At 46.2% G+C, this 24581-nt stretch carries 17 protein-coding genes; all 17 read right to left on the reverse strand.

Annotated elements, in window-relative coordinates; translation table 11 throughout:
• Positions 1–121: 121 nt before the first annotated feature.
• Complete coding sequence (locus EEX84_RS13535) at positions 122–1444, reverse strand: Na+/H+ antiporter family protein (RefSeq protein ID WP_123166186.1); 1323 nt, start codon at positions 1442–1444, stop codon at positions 122–124.
• A gap of 148 nt (positions 1445–1592) precedes the next feature.
• Positions 1593–2183 (reverse strand): 3-isopropylmalate dehydratase small subunit, encoded by a 591-nt coding sequence (gene leuD / locus EEX84_RS13540; protein WP_123166187.1) that lies wholly within the window; start codon positions 2181–2183, stop codon positions 1593–1595.
• Between the two features lie 25 nt (positions 2184–2208).
• Positions 2209–3627, reverse strand: a complete 1419-nt coding sequence (gene leuC / locus EEX84_RS13545; protein ID WP_123166188.1) for a 3-isopropylmalate dehydratase large subunit — start codon at positions 3625–3627, stop codon at positions 2209–2211.
• 18 nt (positions 3628–3645) lie between these two features.
• Positions 3646–4746, reverse strand: a complete 1101-nt coding sequence (gene leuB, locus EEX84_RS13550; protein WP_123166189.1) for a 3-isopropylmalate dehydrogenase — start codon at positions 4744–4746, stop codon at positions 3646–3648.
• A 31-nt stretch (positions 4747–4777) separates the two neighbouring features.
• On the reverse strand, positions 4778–6325 hold the full coding sequence (locus EEX84_RS13555) for a 2-isopropylmalate synthase (RefSeq protein WP_123166190.1): 1548 nt from the start codon (positions 6323–6325) through the stop codon (positions 4778–4780).
• A complete protein-coding gene (gene ilvC, locus EEX84_RS13560; protein ID WP_123166191.1) occupies positions 6312–7346 on the reverse strand; it encodes a ketol-acid reductoisomerase in 1035 nt (344 codons plus the stop codon). Before ilvC ends, EEX84_RS13555 begins: the two co-directional genes overlap by 14 nt.
• A gap of 31 nt (positions 7347–7377) precedes the next feature.
• Positions 7378–7890: an acetolactate synthase small subunit gene (gene ilvN, locus EEX84_RS13565; RefSeq protein ID WP_123166192.1), complete on the reverse strand. Its 513-nt coding sequence runs from the start codon at positions 7888–7890 to the stop codon at positions 7378–7380.
• The gene (gene ilvB, locus EEX84_RS13570) at positions 7887–9617 is read right to left on the reverse strand and encodes an acetolactate synthase large subunit (protein ID WP_123166193.1); all 1731 of its coding nucleotides are present in this window, start codon (positions 9615–9617) and stop codon (positions 7887–7889) included. Before ilvB ends, ilvN begins: the two co-directional genes overlap by 4 nt.
• A gap of 351 nt (positions 9618–9968) precedes the next feature.
• Positions 9969–10868, reverse strand: coding sequence for a branched-chain-amino-acid transaminase (gene ilvE / locus EEX84_RS13575; RefSeq protein ID WP_123166194.1), 900 nt, complete (start codon positions 10866–10868; stop codon positions 9969–9971).
• A 323-nt stretch (positions 10869–11191) separates the two neighbouring features.
• Positions 11192–12379, reverse strand: a complete 1188-nt coding sequence (gene tuf, locus EEX84_RS13580) for an elongation factor Tu (protein ID WP_123166195.1) — start codon at positions 12377–12379, stop codon at positions 11192–11194.
• Between the two features lie 114 nt (positions 12380–12493).
• Entirely contained in the window at positions 12494–14572 is a 2079-nt protein-coding gene (fusA, locus tag EEX84_RS13585; protein WP_123166196.1) for an elongation factor G, read from the reverse strand.
• A gap of 51 nt (positions 14573–14623) precedes the next feature.
• Positions 14624–15094: a 30S ribosomal protein S7 gene (gene rpsG, locus EEX84_RS13590; protein WP_123166197.1), complete on the reverse strand. Its 471-nt coding sequence runs from the start codon at positions 15092–15094 to the stop codon at positions 14624–14626.
• A gap of 44 nt (positions 15095–15138) precedes the next feature.
• Positions 15139–15558, reverse strand: a complete 420-nt coding sequence (gene rpsL, locus EEX84_RS13595) for a 30S ribosomal protein S12 (protein WP_121636485.1) — start codon at positions 15556–15558, stop codon at positions 15139–15141.
• A gap of 439 nt (positions 15559–15997) precedes the next feature.
• The gene (rpoC, locus tag EEX84_RS13605; protein WP_123166198.1) at positions 15998–19603 is read right to left on the reverse strand and encodes a DNA-directed RNA polymerase subunit beta'; all 3606 of its coding nucleotides are present in this window, start codon (positions 19601–19603) and stop codon (positions 15998–16000) included.
• Between the two features lie 104 nt (positions 19604–19707).
• Positions 19708–23262: a DNA-directed RNA polymerase subunit beta gene (gene rpoB, locus EEX84_RS13610; RefSeq protein WP_123166199.1), complete on the reverse strand. Its 3555-nt coding sequence runs from the start codon at positions 23260–23262 to the stop codon at positions 19708–19710.
• A gap of 215 nt (positions 23263–23477) precedes the next feature.
• On the reverse strand, positions 23478–24080 hold the full coding sequence (locus EEX84_RS13615) for a class I SAM-dependent methyltransferase (RefSeq protein ID WP_123166200.1): 603 nt from the start codon (positions 24078–24080) through the stop codon (positions 23478–23480).
• A 104-nt stretch (positions 24081–24184) separates the two neighbouring features.
• Complete coding sequence (gene rplL, locus EEX84_RS13620; protein ID WP_123166201.1) at positions 24185–24544, reverse strand: 50S ribosomal protein L7/L12; 360 nt, start codon at positions 24542–24544, stop codon at positions 24185–24187.
• Positions 24545–24581: the final 37 nt, after the last annotated feature.

A 24581-nucleotide genomic window follows, 5' to 3' on the forward strand; every position in this document is an offset into this window, starting at 1 on the left:
ATACAAAAGAAAAAAGAACTTCGCAAGTGGTTGCGCGAAATTCTTTTTAATTCGCTTTTATTAGTATAGCAGGTTTTGTTTCAGATTCAACACATACGCTAATAGTCCGAACATTTCGAGCTTACCCCAGCAGCATGACGGCAATCCAGCCAAAAATGACGAGCGGAATATTGTAATGGATAAACGTCGGCACCACCGTATCCCAAATATGGTTGTGCTGTCCATCCACGTTCAATCCGGCAGTCGGTCCAAGCGTCGAGTCGGATGCGGGAGAACCGGCGTCACCTAACGCACTCGCTGTACCGACCAAAGCGATGATGGCAATCGTACTGAAACCGAACTCCAGGCTCATTGGGACAAAGATGGCGGCGATGATCGGAATGGTCGCAAACGAAGAGCCAATCCCCATTGTCACCACCAAACCAACCAGCAACATGGCAAGCGCTGCCACTCCCTGATTGCCTGCGAACAAGTCGGATACACCTCCGACCAATGATTCAATCGCTCCCGTTGCTTTAAGAACTGACGCAAAGCCGTTGGCGGAAATCATGACGAATCCGATAAACGCCATCATACGCATGCCTTCGCTCAACACGTCATCCGCTTCCCGCCATTTCATCGCGCCGAACACATACAGCACCAAAATACCGGCAAGCGCTCCAATAATCATCGAGTCTGTCGCAACCTGTGCATACAGTGCTGCAATTAACGCAACTACTGTGACGATGACGTCTTTCATCGAAGCCGTCCTTTTTTGAATTTCTACTATATTAGTTGTTCTCTTCTGGTAATCCCGTGGCTTTCGATAGGAAAAGAAAATCGCAATAGCAAGCCCCGCTGCCAGGCCAGCCACCGGCAAAGCCATCGCGCGCGGAATATCCGCCATATCAATTGCCAATCCCGCAAGCTCCATTTGTTCATGTATAGTCTCATGAAAAATCAATCCAAAGCCATACGGCAGCAAAATATAAGGAGCCGTCAGGCCGAATGTCAGAACGGCTGCAATCAACCGGCGATCGATCCGTAGTTCATTCATTACATGAAGGATTGGCGGAACCAATAGCGGTATGAAGGCGATGTGAATCGGAATCAGGTTTTGTGAAAAAATCGACATGGCCAATAGCGCCAATACGATCAACACTTTTGCCAGACTGGCTCTTGTCGTTTCTCCATCGCGGTTGACAATTTTCAACACGCCCGCAACCAAGAGTTCCGGGATTCCGGTTCTCGAGATGGCCACCGCAAAGCCCCCAAGCATGGCATAGCTGAGAGCGATTGTCGCTCCTTCCCCCAGCCCCTCTGTAAACGAAGTGACGGTGTCCGCGAAAGACAAGCCGCCGCTTAATCCTCCCGCCAATGCCCCGACCAGCAAAGCGAACACGACGTTGACACGGAGCAAACTTAAAACGAGCATGACCAGAACGGCCACGATAACTGCATTCATAATAATTAATCCCCTTTAGTTTACTAAAGCATTAAAGCACAGGATTTAAAATACCAAAATGCTATATCGCTGTCAACACGAACATCCATTGTTAAAACAGTTAGAAAAATAAAAAACCTCCGCTCGTTAAGCGAAGGTTTTCAAAGTTCTATGCCTGCTGTCTTTTTTCTTCATATTCCTGGATGTGCGAATCGTATTGAAAAGTCAAAGCGATTTCGTCCCATCCTTTCAACAGCATTTCTTTCCAGTAAGGATCAATCGTAAATTCATATCGTGTTCCGTCTTCCCCGGTTACCGTCTGCTCTTCCAAATTCACTTCCAGCTGAAATGGCTTCTCAGTTCCTTTGGCTATAAGCTCATCGACTTGCTGATTGGACAGCCGAATCGGTAAAATTCCGTTTTTTACGCAATTGTTATAGAAGATATCTGCATAACTCGGAGCAATGACGACATTGAAACCGTAATCCTGGATTGCCCACGGGGCGTGCTCGCGTGAAGAGCCGCAGCCGAAGTTTTCCTGTGCGACTAAAATTTCGGAGCCGTTGTAGCGCGGATTGTTCAATACGAATTCTTCTACCGGCGTGCCATCCGGATGGAAGCGCCAATGATAAAATAAATATTTTCCAAACCCGGTCCGTTCAATGCGTTTCAGAAATTCTTTTGAAATGATCTGGTCTGTGTCTACGTTTTTTCGGTCAAGCGGTGTTAAGATGCTTGAGATTTTATTGATGGGTTTCATTAAAAGGCCTCCTCCTTCGCCAATTTCATGATGATGGCACGGGTTCTTGCATAAATTTTCGAACATCGGTCAAATGCCCTTCAATAGCAGCTGCTGCAGCCATCACCGGACTGACGAGATGCGTCATCGAGCCTGCACCTTGGCGGCCTTCAAAATTCCGGTTGGAAGTGGATGCGCAACGTTCCCCTGCAGGCACCGCATCTTCGTTCATCGCCAGACACATACTGCAGCCTGTTTCCCGCCATTCAAAGCCGGCTTCCAGGAAGATTTGATCAAGCCCTTCTTCTTCTGCCGCTCTTTTTACCGTTTCAGAACCCGGAACTACGATGGCCGTAACAGAAGGATGCACTTTTTTGCCTTTCACGATTTCACTTGCTGCCCGAAGATCTCCCAGGCGGGCGTTGGTGCAAGAGCCAATAAAGACATGTTGGATGTCGATGGAAGACAATGGTGTCCCCTCCTCCAATTGCATGTACTTCAGTGCCTGCTGCAATGCTTCACGGTCGGCCTGTGTTTCATAGTCCGAAGCATATGGAACGTGTTCAGCAATACCGGAGCCCATAGAAGGATTTGTTCCCCACGTAACAAAAGGTGAAATTTCATCGGCATGGATGCTCAATGAAACGTCATATTCAGCATCGGCGTCCGTAGCCAGCGCCAACCAGCCAGCTGCCGTTTTCTCGAACTCTTCGCCTTTTGGCACGTGACGACGGCCTTTTAGGTATTCCACTGTCGTTTCGTCAGGGCTGATCAACCCTGCCCGTGCACCTGCCTCAATGGACATGTTGCAAATGGTCATACGTTCTTCCATCGATAGGTTGCGAATCGCTTCCCCTGTGTATTCAATGATATGGCCAGTCCCCATATCCACTCCGAATTTCGAGATAATCGCCAAAATAACATCTTTCGCCGCCACACCAAATCCAAGCTCCCCGTCAATACGGATTTCCATGGTTTTTGGTTTTGATTGCCAAAGGGTTTGCGTGGATAAAACGTGCTCCACTTCACTTGTTCCAATCCCAAACGCCAAAGCGCCGAATGCGCCATGCGTGGAGGTATGGCTGTCACCGCAGACGATGGTTTTGCCCGGTTGTGTCAATCCGAGTTCCGGACCGATGACATGGACAATGCCCTGGTCAGGATGGTTGATTCCCGCCAGCGGGATGCCGAACTCATCACAATTGTCCTGCAGCGTGGAAATTTGCTTGCGGGAAATCGGATCGGTAATGATGTCCCGATTCCGCGTCGGCACATTATGGTCCATCGTTGCAAAGCACAAATCCGGACGCCGGACTTTCCGGCCGTTCAGGCGCAGTCCCTCAAATGCTTGAGGAGATGTAACTTCATGCAATAAATGAAGATCGATATAGAGCAGGTCCGGCTTTCCTTGCTCTTCGTATACAATGTGCTGCTCCCATATCTTCTCAATAATCGTTTTCGCCATGCGAACCGCTCCTTTCACTTACACATACGCATACATGATGTGTTCTGATACCAATTCTCTTTCCAACTCTTCGATTACTTTTGTCACAAATTTTTCAGTAGAGACGATGCCTTTGCCATTTCTCATTACATCTCCTGTGCCGTATCCATCATCCAAAACGCCCATAACCGCTGCTTCAATTGCCGAAGCTTCCGTATGAAGGCCGAATGAATGGCGCAGCATCATCGCTGCCGACAGAATTGCGGCTGATGGATTCGCTTTCCCTTGCCCTGCAATATCAGGTGCTGAGCCATGTACCGGTTCGTAAAGGCCGAAGCCATCTGAGCGGACGCTTGCTGAAGGCAGCATCCCCAAAGAACCTGTGATGACCGAAGCTTCATCGCTCAGGATGTCGCCGAACATATTTTCCGTTACCATGACATCAAATGCGCGTGGATCTGTAATCAGCTTCATTGCTGCCGAATCGACAAGCATATGCTCTACTTCCACATCGGGATAAGCTGTCATACGTTCTTCCATCACTTCGCGCCACAGCTTGCTTGTTTCCAATACATTCGCTTTATCGATGGAAGTGACTTTTCCTCTGCGTGTACGCGCAATTTCAAAAGCCTGATCGACAATGCGTTCAATTTCTTTTCTTGTATAAACCAGTGTATCGACTGCCGCTTCTTCGGAACGCTGCTTTGGCTCCCCGAAATACAAACCGCTTGTCAATTCTCTGACAATCACCATGTCCACTTCCTTGGCAACTTCCTGTTTCAAAGGCGATGAGCCCAAAAGAGCAGGAATTGCTTTGACAGGTCGGATATTCGCAAACAAATCAAAATGCTTTCGGATATTCAGCAATCCTTTTTCTGGACGCAAGTGAGCAGGATTACGGTCCCACTTTGAACCTCCGACTGCACCGAGGAGAATCGCGTCGCTCGCTTCACAAACCTCAATTGTTTCCTGAGGCAATGGATTTTCAAATTGATCCACCGCTGTTCCACCAATCGCCGCCTGCTTTAAATGAAAAGTGTGTCCATAACGCATTGCAATGGATTGCAGCACTTTAACTGCCGCCTCTGTTACTTCTGGTCCGATTCCGTCGCCTGGCAATACCGCTATTGTTTTTTCCATTATAAATTCCTCCTCGTTTGATACGTCTGTATTATCCTGCTGCCACTGGTGATGGTATTTTTTGATCTTCTTTAATAATTTGACGGTTAACTGCATTCAAGTATGCTTTAGCTGTTGCTTCAAGTACATCCTGGGCTACATCACGCCCTGTCACAGTTTCTCCGTTATAACTCATATTGATGACGGCTTCTCCAAGAGCGTCACGCCCTTTGCCGATTGATGTTACACGATAATCCAGAATGTGAACTTTTCCTTCCACGATGCGTTCCAGCGTATTGAAAATCGCTTCAACCGATCCTGCCCCCGTTGCCGCTTCATGGATGATTTCACCTTTTGGATCTTTTGCTGAGGCAGTCGCTGTTGGGATGTTTGCTGTACCATATTGAACTTGTACACTTTCCAATTCGTATACCGGTGTGTCTTTGTCCTGGATCTGCTGATCTGTCAGCAAAACGAATAAATCATCTTCCACAATTTGTTTCTTGCGGTCTGCAAGCTTTTTAAATTCAACAAACGCCTTTTTAAGTTTTTCATCACTCAAGTCAAAGCCCATTTTGATGGCACGGTCTTTGAATGCATGTTTTCCGGAGTGTTTGCCCAATACCAGCTCTGTGCTAGCATCCCCGATTAATTCTGGGGTGATGATTTCATACGTCAACGGGTTCTTCAGCATTCCATCCTGGTGGATACCGGATTCGTGAGCAAAAGCGTTTTTACCGACCACAGCTTTGTTCGGCTGGATCAGGCTGCCTGTCAGCTGGCTGACAAGTTGGCTTGTTCGTTTAATCTCACCCAGGTTGATATCCGTCTCTACACCATATACCTGCTTGCGGATATGCAACGCTACAGCGATTTCTTCAAGAGCCACGTTCCCTGCCCGCTCGCCGATGCCGTTGATGGTGCCTTCAATTTGCGTAGCTCCATTTTCAATGGCAGCCAGTGTATTGGCGGTCGCCATGCCCAAGTCATTATGGCAATGAGCCGACAACTTCACTTTTTCGATTCCCCGTACGTTTTCCTTAATGTATTTGAACAGCGCTCCGTATTCATGAGGAGTCGCATAACCGACCGTATCCGGGATGTTGATCGTAGTGGCGCCGGCTTCAATTACTTTTTGGATAATGTGAACCAGGAATTCCGGCTCCGAACGGGATGCATCTTCCGCTGACCACTGGACAAGCGGGAAAAATTTTCTTGCATATTTCACCGATTCGATCGCATTTTCAACGACTTGATCTGGTGTTTGCATTAATTTGTGTTCCATATGAATAGGTGATGTTGCCAGGAAGATATGAACGTGTGGCTGTTCGGCACCTTTCAGCGCTTCCCATGCCCGGTCAATGTCCCCTTTCACGGATCGCGCCAATCCTGTGACAATGGAGTTTTTCACCATCCCAGCAATGCGCTGAACTGCGTCAAAGTCCCCCGGCGAAGCAGCCGGGAATCCTGACTCGATAATTGTCGCTCCAAAACGTTCGAGCTGGCGGGCAATCTCAATTTTTTCTGCGGTATTCAAATTGATGCCTGCCGATTGCTCTCCATCTCTCAGTGTTGTATCGAAAATATCAATTTTGTGCATTCGCGACCACCTCTTTTGGTTTGTCTTTCTTTCCTTCATTGACGAACGGCATCATTGCACGTAATTCGCGTCCAACTTGCTCGATTTGATGAGATTCTTCCGCTTTTTCAATTGCCGTAAATTCCGGACGGTTCAATTGGTTCTCAAGCAACCAGCCTTTCGCGAATTTTCCTGTTTGGATGTCTGTCAGGATGTCTTTCATGCGATCTTTTGTATCTGCGTCGACAACGCGCGGTCCTGATACAAAGTCGCCCCATTGCGCTGTATCTGAAATGGAATAACGCATTCCTGACAAGCCACCTTCATACATAAGGTCAACAATCAATTTCAATTCATGCATACATTCGAAGTAGGCAAGTTCAGGCTGATAACCCGCTTCTACAAGTGTTTCAAATCCTGCTTTTACAAGAGAAGTTACGCCGCCGCAAAGAACTGCCTGCTCACCGAACAAATCCGTTTCTGTTTCTTCCTTAAACGTCGTTTCCAGTACACCGGCACGAGTAGCACCAATACCTTTTGCGTATGCAAGGGCTACATCACGCGCCTGGCCTGAAACGTCCTGATGAATGGCGAACAGTCCTGGCACACCAGCTCCCGCTTCGAATGTTCTGCGTACAAGATGTCCCGGTCCTTTTGGAGCTACCAGGAAGACATCCACATCTTCCGGTGCGACAATTTGGTTAAAGTGAACATTGAAACCATGGGCGAAAACAAGTGATTTTCCGGCTGTCAACGTTGGTTTGATGTCTTGGTTATAGACTTGCGTCTGGCGCTCATCCGGTACCAGAATCATGATGATGTCTGCCGCTTTTGCCGCTTCGGCTGCCGTCGCTACTTGCATGCCGTCGGATTGTGCCTGGTCGAACGATTTCCCTGGGCGAACACCCACAATCACGTCATTTCCTGATTCTTTTAAGTTCTGTGCGTGCGCATGGCCCTGTGAACCATATCCGATGATTGCGATTGTCTTTCCGTTCAGTACCTGCTCGTTTACGTCTTGGTTATAATACATTTTTGCCATTTTTCATTTCCTCCTAAGGTTTGTGGGTTTTTTATAGTATATTCAATTGCGCGGTTTGCGCTTTTTGAGTTTCCCTGACGAAAGCCGAAACACCGGTTCTTGTCAGTTCTTTGACTCCGTAAGGTTTGACCATGTCGATGAATGCTTCAATTTTCTCCGGGTCGCCTGTTACTTGAAATGTCGTTACGTTTTTGCTCATATCAACAACAGTCGCCCGGAACGGTTCAACGATACTGTAGATTTCACTTCTGACAGCCGGCGGAGTGACAACTTTCACTAAAGCCAGTTCCCTCATCACCATCGCCTTGTCAGTGATGTCGTTTACTTTGATCACATCAATCTGCTTCTGCAATTGTTTCAGCAGTTGCTCCAACTTGCCTTCATCTTCTACATTGACGACGAATGTCATCTTGGACATCCCCGGTTGCTCGGTATGACCAACCGATATGCTCTCTATATTGAACTGCCGCTTCATCAGAAGGCCGGTGACGCGGTTCAGCACACCACTTTGATTGATTACTGTTGTTGTGATAATTCGTTTCATTCATCCGTCACCCCAATCATCTCGTTCAACCCTTTGCCTGGTGCGACCATTGGATATACGTTTTCCATTTGCATCACCCGGCAATCAATCAATGCCGGTTCCGGCGAATTGAATGCTTCAGCAAACACTTTCTCCGCTTCTTCCATCGTCTCCACCTTATAACCCTTAATATCGTATGCTTGTGCCAGTTTCACAAAATCGGGCTGCACATGAATCAACGATTGGGAATAACGTTCGTCGTAAAATGTGTTCTGCCATTGTCTCACCATTCCCAGGCTCTGATTATTCAGAATGACAACTTTCACGGGAAGGCGAAGCTCCTGTAAAAGTGAGAGTTCCTGCAAAGTCATCTGGAATCCGGCATCACCGACTATGGATACTACCTGTTGGTCCGGCTTGGCCAATTGAGCACCGATGGCAGCCGGAAAGCCAAAGCCCATCGTTCCGAGTCCTCCTGAAGTCACCCAGTTGTGCGGGTGGTTAAACTCGTAATACTGAGCGGTCCACATTTGGTGCTGTCCAACGTCAGTCGTGACGATAGCGTCTCCTTTCGTCAAGCGGTGGATTAACTCGACTGCTTGTTGCGGCAAGATTTCCTCTGTTTTTTCAGCCTTATACTGAAGAGGGAATTTCTTTGTATCTGCTGATAGTTTCATCAGCCATGCATCCGTTTCTTCTCCGGTAAAGTTTTGCCGCAACAACTCCTTCAATGCTTCTTTTGCATCAGCCACTATCGGAATAGCGGTAGGAACATTTTTCCCGATTTCAGCTGGATCGATATCAATGTGAATCACTTTTGCGTTCGGTGCAAAATGAGCGAGATTGCCAGTCAGGCGATCGTCAAACCTTGCGCCGATGTTCAATAACAAATCGCATTCACATATGGCCGTATTCGCTGTATAGGTTCCGTGCATTCCAGCCATCCCCAGAAACAGTGGATGATTCCCTGGAATGCTGCCAAGTCCCAGCAACGTATTTGTTATCGGTATTTGATGGCGTTCCACAAATTCTTTCAATTCGTCTGAAGCTTTTGCAGCAAGTACACCCGCACCTGCCAGAATCAGAGGTTTTTTTGCTTTCGTCAGAGCTTGTACCGCTTTTTGGATTTGGAGATAATTCGGTTTCGTTGTCGGCTGATACCCCGGCAGCTCCACTTCCTTATCATGTTCAGGAATGGTCAGAAACAACCCTGTGGAAATATTTTTCGGAATATCCACTACTACCGGCCCGGGGCGGCCAGTGGAAGCGATGTAAAAAGCTTCGTTAATGATTCTCGGTAAATCTTCAACATTCTTTATTTGATAATTATGTTTTGTAATCGGTTGTGTAATTCCCACTATATCCGCTTCCTGGAAAGCATCCGTTCCAATCACCGAACTTGCAACTTGTCCGGTAAACACGACAAGCGGAAGGGAATCGAGCATAGCATCCGCTATACCAGTCACCAGGTTTGTGGCTCCTGGTCCTGAAGTTGCCAGAACAACTCCGGTCTTCCCTGAAACTCGGGCATATCCTTCGGCGGCATGTATGGCTCCTTGCTCATGACGTGCAAGAACATGTCGGATTGGATTTTTGTACAATGCATCGTAAATAGGAAGTACAGCCCCTCCCGGGTAGCCGAAAATCACATCCACACCTTGCGCTTTTAATGATTGAATAAGGACGTCTGCACCGTTGCCGCCTGGCTGCTGTTCTGTTTTCTCTTTTACTTTTACTTGTGCTTCCAATCTGTCCGCCTCCTTCTTTTTAAGTCTTAGTGGAACAAAACAAAAAGCTTTTCCATCCCTACACAAAGAAACATGTTCTTCGTCTAGGGATGAAAAAGCTTCATGGTACCACCCTATTTCGTTGCGCAACCGCAACCTCATGGACAAGCAATGCTCGTCCTTTGATAACGATGCCCTTAGTCGAGCACCGGGACTGCCTATACGATCGAAACCATTCAGCAATCCACTCAGAGGGGATGTCGTAAATGGGAGTATTGCCGGCTTCCACCAATACCGGCTCTCTGTGAATACAAGTTCCATTTACTTTTACCTCGTCATTGAGATACAACTATTTTTTTCTGTCTGAACTTTTTACACTACGTTCAACTGTTCTCCGTATACTTTAACGCCGTCTTCCTGAACAAGCTGGCGGAATGAGCAAAGTAAATCATTTGTTACCGGGCCTGGAGTACCTTTCCCAATAACTCGTCCGTCCACTTTCACTACCGCTATCACTTCTGCAGCAGTTCCGGTTAGAAATACTTCGTCTGCTACGTAAACGTCATGTCTGGTGAATACACCTTCCTGCACGTCGTATCCTTTTTCAGCAGCCACTTCCATAATGGCGTTGCGTGTAATGCCTTCCAGCGCTCCCACATATCCGGGCGGCGTCAATAACTTATTGTTGCGTACAATGAAGATGTTATCGGCCGAACCTTCAGCCACATACCCTTGATCGTTCAGCATCAATGCTTCCGAGACACCGGCCAAATTAGCTTCAATCTTGACCAAAATATTGTTCATGTAATTGAGTGACTTTACTTTTGGGCTTAGTACATCTGAGCGACTTCGTCTGCTTGCCACCGAGACAATTTCAATTCCCGTTTCGTATAGAGCTTTTGGGAAAATGGACAACGGCTCCGCAATTACGATGACATTGGGCTTGGCACAGCTGAAAGGATCCAACCCCAGATTCCCAATCCCTCTCGAAACGACAAGCCGGATATAAGCATCCTTCAACTTATTGCGTCGAAGCGTCTCGACAACAAGTGTTGTCATCTCTTCAACGGTGTGTGGAATCTCCAGCATAACGGACTTTGCTGAATCGTAAAGACGCCCCAGATGTTCTTCTAAACGGAAGACGTTCCCGTTGTATGAACGAATGCCTTCAAAAACTCCATCCCCGTATAAAAATCCGTGATCGTAAACGGAAATTTTAGCATCTTCTTTACCCACAAATTCGCCGTTAATGTAGATAACTTGTTCGCTCATGATGTCCACTTCTTTCTTTATATGATTTAATTAGTAATTGACGTAATATTCAAATGCTTTCAGTAAATTGTTGCTATCATATCGCCTATTTCAAGCTCTGTCAATCGCCTTTTGAAACTTTTTAGGCAATTTTGAATTTTCCTTTTTCATGTATCCGTTTACATCAGCGATATATCGCACTTTCCGACAAAAATATTTTTTTTCGAAAAATTTGTGAACGGACCAGAAAACCCCGAATTTACGACAGTTGGAGTGAGGTAATTTTAGACAATAAAAAAACCCCCATCTCAGAAAAACTGAGATGGGGGTCGGTTTTGACGAAATTACTTCGTGATAGAAGCTACAACGCCAGCGCCTACAGTACGTCCACCCTCACGGATAGAGAACTTAGTTCCTTCTTCAAGAGCGATTGGAGAAATCAACTCAACATCCATTTCGATGTTATCGCCAGGCATAACCATTTCTACGCCTTCAGGAAGGTTACAAACACCAGTTACGTCAGTTGTACGGAAGTAGAACTGCGGACGGTAGTTTGTGAAGAATGGAGTGTGACGTCCACCTTCTTCTTTTGATAAAACATAAACTTCAGCTTTGAAGTTTGTGTGTGGAGTGATTGAGCCTGGTTTAGCCAATACTTGTCCACGCTGAACGTCATCACGAGAGATCCCGCGAAGAAGTGCACCGATGTTGTCACCAGCTTCAGCATAGTCAAGCAATTTACGGAACATTTCTACACCTGTTACAGTTGTAGATTTTGCTTCTTCAGTGATACCGATAATGTCAACGTTGTCGCCGACTTTAACTTGTCCACGTTCAACACGTCCAGTTGCAACCGTACCACGGCCAGTGATTGAGAATACGTCCTCAACAGGCATCATGAATGGTTTGTCAGTGTCACGTTCAGGAGTTGGGATATACTCATCAACTGCGTTCATCAATTCCATGATTTTTTCTTCCCACTCAGCTTCTCCTTCAAGAGCTTTAAGAGCAGAACCTTTGATGACAGGAACATCATCGCCAGGGAAGTCATATTCAGAAAGAAGGTCACGAACTTCCATTTCTACTAGTTCAAGTAGTTCTTCGTCGTCTACCATGTCGCATTTGTTCAAGAATACTACCAGGTAAGGAACACCTACTTGACGTGAAAGAAGGATGTGCTCACGAGTTTGTGGCATTGGGCCGTCAGCAGCAGATACTACAAGGATCCCGCCGTCCATTTGTGCAGCACCAGTGATCATGTTTTTAACATAGTCAGCGTGACCTGGGCAGTCAACGTGTGCATAGTGACGAGTAGCAGTTTCATACTCAACGTGTGAAGTATTGATTGTGATACCGCGCTCTTTTTCTTCAGGTGCGTTGTCGATTTGGTCGTAAGAACGAGCTTCCCCGCCTGACGCTCTAGCAAGAACTGTCGCGATTGCAGCAGTCAAAGTTGTTTTACCATGGTCGACGTGACCGATTGTACCAATATTCGCATGTGTTTTAGAACGATCAAATTTAGCTTTTCCCATTAGAAAAATCCTCCTCAAAATTTATGTTAGCTGGCAATTTGAGTGCCAAAACGATAGGCGCCTACCGCTTTGACCATACAAATTATTTATACTTTATTAAAGACCAAAATTCAATTATTGGCCTTTATTTTTTTTGACGATTTCTTCTGCAATTGATTTTGGTACTTCTTCATAGTGGTCGAAGTGCATTGAGAACACACCGCGGCCTTGCGTATTCGAACGCAATGAAGTGGCATAACCAAACATTTCAGAAAGTGGAACCATTGAACGGACCACTTGAGCGTTACCGCGAGCGTCCATACCTTCTACGCGTCCACGGCGTGACGTAATGTCACCCATAATGTCTCCAAGGTATTCCTCAGGAATTACCACTTCGACTTTCATGATCGGCTCAAGGATAACCGGGTTAACTTTAGAAACTGCATTTTTAAGTGCCATGGAAGCAGCAACTTTAAATGCCATTTCGTTCGAGTCAACATCATGGTATGAACCATCAAACAATTTAGCTTTGATATCCACCAATGGATAGCCGGCAATAACACCGTTGTCCAGTGAGTCGCGAAGACCCGCTTCAACAGCTGGGATGTATTCACGCGGAACTACACCACCGACGATCGCATTTTCGAATTCAAAACCGGCTCCTTCTTCGTTAGGAGCAAATTCAATCCAAACGTGTCCAAATTGTCCACGTCCACCTGATTGACGTACGAATTTACCTTCAACTTTAGCAGACTGACGGAATGTCTCACGGTATGATACCTGTGGAGCACCCACGTTAGCTTCTACGTTGAATTCACGGCGCATGCGGTCAATTAGGATATCAAGGTGAAGCTCACCCATACCTGCGATGATTGTCTGACCAGTTTCCTGATCTGTATGCGCACGGAATGTTGGATCTTCTTCCTGTAATTTCCCTAGAGCCTGGCTCATTTTGTCCTGGTCCGCTTTTGACTTCGGTTCTACTGAAAGAGAAATTACTGGCTCAGGGAATACCATACGCTCAAGGATTACCTGGTTTTTCTCATCACTTAAAGTATCACCCGTAGATGTATCTTTAAGACCGATAGCCGCTGCGATATCGCCGCAGTAAACTTCAGCGATTTCTTCACGGGAGTTTGCGTGCATCTGAAGGATACGTCCTACACGTTCACGCTTACCTTTTGAAGAGTTTTGTACATAAGAACCTGATTTAAGTGTTCCAGAGTACACACGGAAGAAAGTCAATTTCCCGACGTATGGATCTGTCATTACTTTAAATGCCAATGCAGAGAAAGGCTCGTTTTCATCAGGGCGACGCAATACTTCTTCATCAGAGTTCGGAAGTAAAGCTGTCATTGGTGGTACATCCAATGGTGATGGCAAGTAATCCAATACTGCATCAAGCATCAGCTGAACACCTTTGTTTTTGAAGGCAGTTCCGCAAACTACCGGGTAGAACTCAACATCCAATGTTCCTTTACGGATGGCTGCTTTCAGTTCGTCCACAGTGATTTCTTCGCCACCCAGGTATTTTTCCATCAAATCTTCGTCAAGCTCAGCAACAGCTTCCACCAATTTGGTGTGCCATTCTTCAGCTTGCTCTTTGTATTCTTCCGGAATTTCACCTTCAGTGATTTCAGTTCCCAAGTCGTTGGCATAGAAGCGCGCGTTCATTTCAACCAGGTCAATGATCCCGGAGAAGCTGTCTTCTGCACCGATTGGCAATTGAATCGGATGAGCGTTAGCCTGCAAACGCTCATGAAGAGTGTTTACAGAATACAGGAAGTCCGCACCAATTTTATCCATCTTGTTGATGAATACGATACGTGGCACCCCGTATGTTGTAGCTTGACGCCACACTGTTTCAGTTTGAGGCTCAACACCTGATTGAGCATCAAGAACCGTAACCGCACCATCAAGTACACGCAAAGAACGTTCAACTTCAACAGTGAAGTCTACGTGTCCTGGAGTATCGATGATGTTAACACGGTGGCCTTTCCATGAAGCTGTAGTAGCAGCAGAAGTGATCGTGATTCCACGCTCTTGCTCTTGCTCCATCCAGTCCATTTGAGAAGCACCTTCGTGTGTTTCACCAATTTTATGGATACGGCCTGTGTAGTATAAAATACGCTCCGTAGTAGTCGTTTTACCGGCATCGATGTGAGCCATGATACCAATATTACGTGTTTTGTCTAAGGAGAACTCTCTAGCCATGTTGTTTTTCTCCTTCCGTTTCGGATTAAGATTTTAACATCTTGAAAGAAATTACCAGCGGTAGTGAGCAAATGCTTTGTTTGCTTCCGCCATTTTGTGAATATCTTCACGTTTCTTAACTGATGCACCAGTGTTGTTTGCTGCATCAAGAATTTCATTAGCCAAACGCTCTTCCATTGTTTTCTCCCCACGAAGACGTGAATAGTTTACAAGGTAGCGCAGACCTAAAGTCGTACGGCGCTCAGGGCGAACTTCCACTGGTACTTGATAGTTCGCTCCACCTACACGGCGGGCACGTACTTCAAGAACCGGCATAATGTTCGACAATGCTTGTTCGTATACTTCAATCGGATCTTTACCACTGCGTTCTTTAACTAGTTCGAACGCTCCGTATAGGATCTTTTGTGAAGTACCTCTTTTTCCATCGACCATCATTTTGTTAATTAAGCGTGTCACCAATTTCGAATTATAAATTGGATCCGGCAACACGTCACGTTTAGCTACAGGACCTTTACGAGGCATGTATGTTCCTCCTTTCAACGAAATCTCTTCGTTACTTTAACTGATTATTTTTTTTCTTTAGGACGTTTTGTTCCGTATTTAGAACGACCTTGCATACGGCCGTTTACTCCAGCTGTATCAAGTGCTCCACGTACGATATGGTAACGCACACCCGGTAAGTCTTTTACGCGTCCGCCGCGAAGAAGAACTACACTGTGCTCTTGAAGGTTATGGCCTTCTCCAGGGATGTATGCGTTGACCTCGATTTGGTTAGTCAACCGTACACGGGCATATTTACGCAATGCCGAGTTTGGTTTTTTCGGTGTCATTGTACCGACACGAGTACAAACTCCACGTTTTTGAGGTGAGCTTACGTCAGTCTGAGACTTTTTGAAGCTGTTATACCCTTTGTTCAACGCTGGTGAGTCTGATTTCGAGCTTTTTGGTTTACGAGGCTTGTTAACTAATTGGTTAATTGTAGGCATCGATTTTTCCTCCTCTCAAAAGGTGTTCTAATACCACATATCCAGGTGGTTCATTTTTTGGGTAAAAACAAAGTCTTTGTGTTTTTCACACAAAAACTGTTATCCAGTAACCGCTGCAGCTGTTGGCGCGACAAGAATGTCCCGCTTTGCCAAGCTTTAATCGTGAAACTGCAAATCCGACCGGAATACCTTTTCTTACGTTAGCTGAACCATCTGCTCGGCTATTCGATCGTCCGCGTCTTTTGCCACTATTATTTCTTGGACAATCCCGCTTTCTTTGCTTTTACTGTTTGCTTTGTACCGATGATTGTTTCGCCGACATGATTCAGTCAGCTAACCATCAACCCTCAACATATTATCATTGTACGCAGCTGATGTCAACTGAATTTCAAAAAAATCTCCGGGAAGTTCAATAGCTTATGAGCTTCCCGGAATGTTTTTATGATTCGCTGCTTACTACTTCTTCTTGTGTGTCTTCTTCGGGTTGGGCAATGTTGATCTGACGATAACGTTGCATGCCTGTTCCTGCTGGAACCAGCTTACCGATGATGACATTTTCTTTCAATCCCAGTAACTCATCTCGTTTTCCTTTGATGGCCGCGTCTGTAAGAACGCGAGTTGTCTCTTGGAACGATGCCGCTGACAGGAATGATTCAGTTTCAAGAGAAGCTTTGGTAATACCAAGAATTACTGGGCGGCTCGTTGCAGGCATATTGCCTTCAAGCACCGCTTTTTCATTCGCTTCTGTAAATTGGTGAATATCCAACAATGAGCCTGGAAGCAAGTCGGTATCGCCAGCTTCAATCACACGAACTTTACGGAACATTTGACGCACCATAACTTCAACGTGTTTATCGCCGATTTCAACCCCTTGCATCCGGTATACTTTTTGGACTTCTTTCAACAAGTATACTTGAACAGATTGAACATCTTTAACCTGCAATAATTGTTTCGGATCAATCGAACCGTCCGTTAATACCTCGCCGCGTTTGATCACGTCGTTTTCTTCCACTTTCAAACGGGCATTGTAAGGAGCCAGGTATTTACGCGTTTCGACGTCCCCTTGAATTGTAATCTCTTTTTGGCCTTCACGGATTTCATCAATTTCTGTAACCGTACCAGTAATTTCCGAAATAACCGCTTGTCCTTTCGGATTACGAGATTCAAAAATTTCCTGGATACGCGGGAGACCTTGCGTGATGTCATCCCCTGCTACACCACCTGTGTGGAAAGTACGCATCGTCAACTGAGTTCCTGGTTCACCGATTGATTGGGCAGCGATGATACCGACTGCTTCACCCACTTCAACTTCGTCACCAGTCGCCAAGTTGGTACCATAGCATTTTTTACAAATGCCATGCTTGGTGTTACAAGTAAATGCTGAACGGATTGTCACTTCTTTAATGCCTGCTTCAACAATGAGGCGGGCTAAATCCTGAGTGATCAATTCGTCTCTTTTCACAAGGATTTCCTGAGTTTCAGGATGACGGATTGTTTTCTTCGCATGACGCCCAACAATACGCTCATCCAGCTCTTCGATTACTTCCGTGCCTTCCATCAATGCTCCGACCAGCAAACCACGGTCAGTGCCACAATCGTTTTCGCGCACAATCGCATCCTGTGCCACATCGACCAAGCGGCGTGTCAAGTAACCGGAGTCGGCCGTCTTCAGTGCTGTATCGGCAAGACCTTTACGGGCACCGTGAGTAGAGATGAAGTACTCGAGTACCGTCAACCCTTCACGGAATGAAGACTTGATCGGCAATTCAATGATGCGTCCAGCCGGGTTGGCCATGAGTCCGCGCATACCGGCAAGTTGCGTAAAGTTGGACGCGTTACCACGTGCACCGGAATCACTCATCATATAAATTGGGTTGGTTTTATCAAGAGACGCCATCAGTTTATCCTGAATGATGTCTTTTGCGTTACTCCAGTAAGAAATAACACGTGCATAACGTTCCTCTTCGGTAATAAGACCGCGCCGGAATTGTTTCAACACTTTATCCACGTTGGCTTGCGCATCCACCAGAATTTCACCTTTGTCAGGAAGCACCACGATGTCAGAAACACCGACCGTGATCCCTGCCTGTGTGGAATACTTGAATCCTAGGCTCTTCATGCGGTCAAGCATTCTGGACGTTTCGGTAATATGGAAACGTTTGAACACTTCAGCGATGATTTCACCGAGAATTTTTTTCTTGAATGGCGTCACAAGCTCTGCTTCTTGAATATGCTTGCGAACATCCGTTGCTGTCGAGACGAAATATTTCGCCGGTGTTTCCACCTGCAAATTATAATCCGTCGGTTCATTGATATACGGGAATGACTCCGGCAGGATTTCGTTGAAAATCACCTTACCGACTGTAGTCAATAGCAGCATTTTGTTTTGCTCATCTGTAAAAGTCGGGTTATTGACCGACTTCGCTTGAATCGCAATTCGTGTATGCAAATGAACGTGCCCTGTCTGATAAGCAACCAGCACTTCTTCCGGACTGGAGAAGGTAGCTCCTTCGCCTGCCGCATCTTTGCGCTCAAGAGTTAAGTAATAGTTCCCCAAAACCATATCTTGAGACGGTGTAACTACAGGTTTTCCGTCTTTCGGGTTCAAAATGTTCTGAGCTGCAAGCATCAACAATCTGGCCTCAGCCTGCGCTTCAGATGACAACGGCACGTGAACGGCCATTTGGTCACCATCAAAGTCGGCATTGTATGCAGTACATACAAGAGGATGCAGACGGATCGCTTTTCCTTCCACAAGTGTCGGTTCAAATGCCTGGATACCTAATCTGTGAAGTGTCGGTGCGCGGTTCAACAGAACCGGATGCTCCTTGATCACTTCTTCCAGGACGTCCCAAACTTCGGAATGAAGGCGTTCAATTTTGCGTTTCGCGCTCTTAATGTTATGGGCTAAGCCGCGCTCCACCAGTTCTTTCATCACAAACGGCTTGAACAGCTCGATTGCCATTCCTTTCGGCAGACCGCATTGATACATTTTCAAGGTAGGTCCGACTACGATAACCGAACGGCCTGAATAGTCAACACGCTTACCAAGAAGGTTCTGACGGAAACGCCCTTGCTTCCCTTTCAGCATGTGGGAAAGTGATTTCAATGGACGGTTTCCTGGCCCTGTTACCGGACGGCCACGGCGTCCATTGTCAATCAGTGCATCTACTGCTTCCTGCAGCATCCGTTTTTCGTTCTGAACAATGATGCTTGGCGCTCCAAGGTCCAGCAAACGTTTTAACCGGTTGTTCCGGTTGATGACACGGCGGTACAGATCATTTAAATCAGAAGTTGCAAAACGGCCTCCATCCAGCTGAACCATCGGACGAAGCTCCGGTGGAATTACAGGAAGAACGTCAAGAATCATCCAGTCAGGATTGTTTCCTGAATTACGGAATGACTCCACAACTTCAAGGCGCTTGATGGCACGAGTGCGACGCTGGCCCTGAGCCGTCTTCAATTCTTCTTTCAACGTATCTGTTTCGCGTTCAAGATCAATTTCCTGCAGAAGGCGCTTGATCGCTTCGGCGCCCATTGCCGCTTGGAATTTTTTGCCGAACTTATCGCGATAAGCACGGTATTCCTTCTCGGAAAGAAGCTGTTTCTTTTCAAGTGGTGTATCGGCAGGGTCGATTACTACATAAGATGCAAAGTAAATTACTTCTTCGAGTGAGCGTGGGGACATATCCAAGATAAGGCCCATACGGCTCGGAATCCCTTTAAAATACCAGATGTGAGATACAGGGGCTGCCAATTCAATGTGGCCCATGCGCTCGCGGCGTACTTTTGAACGGGTGACTTCAACGCCACAACGATCACAGACAACGCCTTTATAGCGAACTCGCTTGTATTTCCCACAATGACATTCCCAGTCTTTTGTAGGTCCAAAAATACGTTCACAGAACAACCCGTCTTTTTCGGGTTTTAATGTACGGTAATTGATTGTTTCCGGCTTTTTGACTTCTCCATAAGACCATGAGCGAATTTTATCGGGTGACGCTAATCCGATTTTCATATACTCAAAATTATTAACATCTATCAAGGAGCCTACCTCCCTTTTGTCTCGAGTTTCTGCGTGGCTCTTCCTCTTTTATGACCAAGTGACTGGAAGGCGAACAGCCCGTCGGAGCTGTCCGGTTCCATCTATTACTCAATTGTACTAACAGGTGCTTCTTTATCTGCGATCGGTAAAATATTCAATGAATCTGCCGGTTGCAGATCTTCTTCATCGTCCAAGTCCCGCAATTCAATTTCTTCATCGTCAATTGTCAGCATTTTAACATCCATACCCAAACTTTGAAGCTCTTTTATCAACACTTTAAACGACTCCGGCACACTTGGTTCCGGTACGCTTTCGCCTTTTACAATTGCTTCGTAAGTTTTTACTCGTCCAACTACGTCATCCGATTTAACCGTCAGGATTTCCTGAAGCGTATGAGCAGCACCGTATGCTTCAAGTGCCCAAACTTCCATTTCACCAAAACGCTGACCACCGAACTGCGCTTTCCCTCCAAGAGGCTGCTGCGTAACGAGGGAGTAAGGTCCAGTTGAACGGGCATGAAGTTTATCATCAACCATGTGTGCAAGTTTGATCATATACATGATCCCTACAGAAACGCGGTTGTCGAATGCTTCACCCGAGCGGCCATCATATAGAACCGTCTTACCGTCGCGCGGCATGCCCGACTCTTCCATCGTTTCCAACACGTCTTCTTCATTTGCTCCATCAAATACAGAGGAAGCCATATGGATTCCGAGGGAACGGGAAGCCATTCCAAGGTGCAGCTCAAGTACCTGACCGATATTCATACGGGATGGTACACCCAGTGGGTTCAACATAATGTCGACCGGTGTGCCGTCTGGCATGAATGGCATATCTTCTTCAGGCAGAATTCTTGAGATAACACCTTTGTTTCCGTGACGACCAGCCATTTTATCGCCGACAGAGATTTTCCGCTTCTGAACGATATATGCACGAACCAACTGGTTTACACCCGGTGGCAATTCGTCGCCATCTTCACGGTTGAAGATTTTAACGTCCAGCACAATACCGCCAGCACCGTGAGGCACCCGCAACGAAGTATCACGCACTTCACGCGCTTTTTCTCCGAAAATAGCGTGTAAGAGGCGTTCTTCAGCAGTAAGTTCCGTCACACCTTTAGGAGTAACTTTCCCCACCAGAATATCTCCGTCTTTCACTTCAGCTCCGACACGGATAATGCCGCGGTCATCCAAGTTGCGCAAAGCATCTTCTCCGACGTTTGGAATATCGCGTGTAATTTCCTCCGGCCCGAGCTTGGTGTCACGTGAATCGGATTCGTACTCTTCAATATGAACAGATGTATACACATCATCTTTCACTAACCGTTCGCTCATGATGATGGCATCCTCGTAGTTGAAGCCGTCCCATGTCATAAATGCCACCAGGACGTTCCGGCCCAATGCCATTTCACCGCGCTCCATTGAAGGGCCGTCAGCTAAGATGTCCCGCTTGGAAACGCGGTCTCCAACTTTTACAATCGGGCGTTGATTGTAGCTTGTTCCTTGGTTGGAACGGATAAACTTCTGCAGTTTGTAAGTATCCAAGTCGCCTTTTACTTCGTTGCCATCAACAACTTCGACACGGCGAACACGAATTTCTTTCGCTTCTACATATTCAACGATTCCTTCGTTTTTGGCAGTCACTGCAGCTCCTGAATCACGGGCTGCAAGATGTTCCATTCCTGTTCCGACAAAAGGAGCTTCCGGGTTTAAGAGTGGAACTGCTTGCCGTTGCATGTTGGCGCCCATAAGCGCCCGGTTGGAGTCATCGTTTTCAAGGAACGGGATACACGCAGTTGCCACAGATACTACTTGCTTCGGAGATACATCCATGTAATCGATGCGATCCCGTTTGAACAAGGTGTTTTCCCCGCGGAAACGCGCTACAACTTCCTCTTCCACGAATGAGCCGTCATCCGCCAACTTCGCATTGGCCTGAGCCACTACGTAGTTATCTTCTTCATCTGCCGTCAGATAATCAATCTGAGGCGTTACAATTCCTGTTTCATGGTCCACACGGCGATATGGTGTTTCAATGAAACCGAACTTATTCACTTTCGCAAAAGTGGAGAGTGTATTGATCAATCCGATGTTCGGTCCCTCAGGCGTTTCAATCGGACACATCCGGCCATAGTGAGAATAGTGAACGTCACGCACTTCGAAACCAGCGCGTTCACGCGTCAAACCACCAGGTCCAAGCGCTGACAGACGACGTTTGTGCGTCAATTCAGCCAATGGGTTTGTTTGGTCCATAAACTGGGAAAGCTGGGAGCTGCCGAAAAACTCTTTGATCGATGCAATAACCGGACGGATATTGATCAATTGCTGCGGCACAATTGCTTGCGTGTCATTGATTGACATCCGCTCACGCACCACACGCTCCATACGGGAAAGGCCGATACGGAATTGGTTTTGCAGCAGCTCGCCTACTGAACGAAGACGGCGATTACCCAAGTGATCGATATCATCTGTGTTTCCGACTCCATACAACAGGTTAAAGAAATAACTGATGGAAGAAATGATGTCTGCAGATGTTACATGCTTAATCTTATCTTCTATATAAGCATTGCTGATGACTTTGATTTCTTTTTGATTTTCGTCATTCGGCGCATAAATTTTGACTGATTGCAATGTGACATCTTCGTCAAGAACACCGCCTGCTTGAGAAACGGTATGGAATCCGACGCCGCTTTCCAGATTCGGAATCAGCCGATCCAGGACACGACGGTCGATGACAGTTCCTGCCTCCACCAAAATTTCGCCCGTTTCCGGATCCACCAATGTCTCAGCGATGGTCTGGTTGAACAAGCGGTTTTTGATATGAAGTTTTTTGTTCATCTTATAGCGGCCGACATTCGCCAAATCATAGCGTTTCGGGTCGAAGAATCGAGAGTACAACAAACTTTTCGCACTTTCGACTGTCGGTGGCTCTCCGGGGCGCAGACGTTCATAAATTTCAAGAAGCGCTTTTTCAGTGCTTTCGGTATTATCTTTTTCAAGGGTGTTTTGAAGATATTCGTTATCACCAAGCAAGTCGATGATTTCCTGGTCAGAACCGAATCCTAATGCGCGCAACAAAACCGTTACCGGCAATTTCCGTGTACGATCAATTCGGACATAGACGACGTCTTTGGCGTCTGTTTCATATTCTAGCCATGCTCCACGGTTCGGGATGACAGTAGCTCCGAAACCTTTTTTACCGTTTTTATCTGTTTTGTCATGGAAATAAACACTTGGCGAACGAACCAACTGAGAAACGATGACACGTTCAGCGCCATTGATGACGAACGTTCCAGTTTCGGTCATCAGTGGGAAATCACCCATGAAGACGTCCTGTTCTTTCACTTCGTCTGTTTCTTTGTTATGGAGACGTACTTTCACGCGAAGCGGTGCAGCGTATGTGACGTCCCGTTCCTTCGATTCATCTACTGGATACTTTGGTTCCGCGAGACTGTAATCAACAAATTCGAGTGAAAGATTCCCTGTGAAATCTTCAATCGGCGAGATGTCCCGAAACATTTCGCGCAGCCCCTCTTCAAGGAACCACTCATAAGAAGCTGATTGAATTTCAATCAGGTTCGGGAGATCAAGTACTTCACTGATTCTCGAAAAACTCCTGCGTTGACGATGTTGACCGTACTGAACTAGTTGACCTGCCAACTTATTCACCCCTCAATAAAACGATTATAGGTCTTTGCGATTTCCACAAAATAGTGTATGATATCGAAAAGACAAAAAGAAAACGAGACTAAAAATTAGCTCATTTTCGGTTAACCCGTGATTAAAACTGTCGTTATGCCATGCCCAAAAAGGGCAAACGACCTCAAAATAATAAATTTTGCATTTTATTATAATATCATAGCCGTTTTGTCAAGTCAAACTTTTCTCGCTTCAAAAATAAAGTACCCTTTCTTCTTGTCCGCTACGCGAACTTCCCCGAAAAGTTCTTCTAATTTCGCTTGCGTGGAAGGTGCTCCCTGCTTTTTCTGGATGACCACCCACAAAGAACCGCCATCCGTTAACTTTTGGTATGCTTCTTCATAAAAACGAAAAATGGTCTCTTTTCCTGCCCGTATCGGTGGGTTTGTCAAAATGGACGAAAAGCCGGTTTCTTTTACAGAAGCCAAGCCATCACTCTCATATATAGACACGTTCGTCACGCCATTTTTTTCCGTATTTTTTTTTGCCAATTCCAGTGCCCGCGAGTTAACGTCCACCATATGAATTTCTGTTTGGGGAAATTCCTTTGCAATTGCCATTCCAATCGGTCCGTAACCACACCCTACATCTAACATTGGGCCGTCCACTCCCGATTCTCTAAAAGCTTCGATCAATAAGCGGGAACCGAAATCCACTTCCCCTTTGCTGAATACACCAGCATCCGTCTGGAACCGGAACTGCTCCCCCCGCAACGTGTATGTCCATTCTTGAGGATTGCTTTTTGTTTGAGGATTTTTGGAATAATAATGCTGTGACATACGGAGCCCTCCTTGCAGATATGAACTGCCTTCACTAACTTCATTTGAAAAGAAGAAAAAGCTCGTCGGTGGATACTGACGAGCTTTCTGTCTTGTTCATAAAATTACTTAACTTCTACTGATGCGCCAACTTCTTCAAGTTTGCCTTTGATTTCTTCAGCTTCTTCTTTAGAAGCGCCTTCTTTAAGAGCTTTTGGAGCTTCGTCAACAAGAGCTTTCGCTTCTTTCAAGCCAAGGCCTGTAACTTCGCGTACTGCTTTGATGACTTTGATTTTTTGGTCACCAGCAGAAGCTAGGACTACATCAAATTCAGTTTGTTCTTCTTCAGCAGCGCCGCCTGCAGCAGCTGCAGCAACTGGAGCAGCAGCAGTTACGCCGAACTCGTCTTCAATTGCTTTTACTAGGTCGTTAAGTTCAAGAATTGTCATTTCTTTGATTGCGTCTAAGATTTGTTCGTTAGTCATTATATTTTCCTCCTATTGGATGGTTAATTTTTTTGTG

The organism is Planococcus salinus, from assembly GCF_003719725.1.
Classification (GTDB): Bacteria; Bacillota; Bacilli; order Bacillales_A; family Planococcaceae; genus Planococcus; species Planococcus salinus.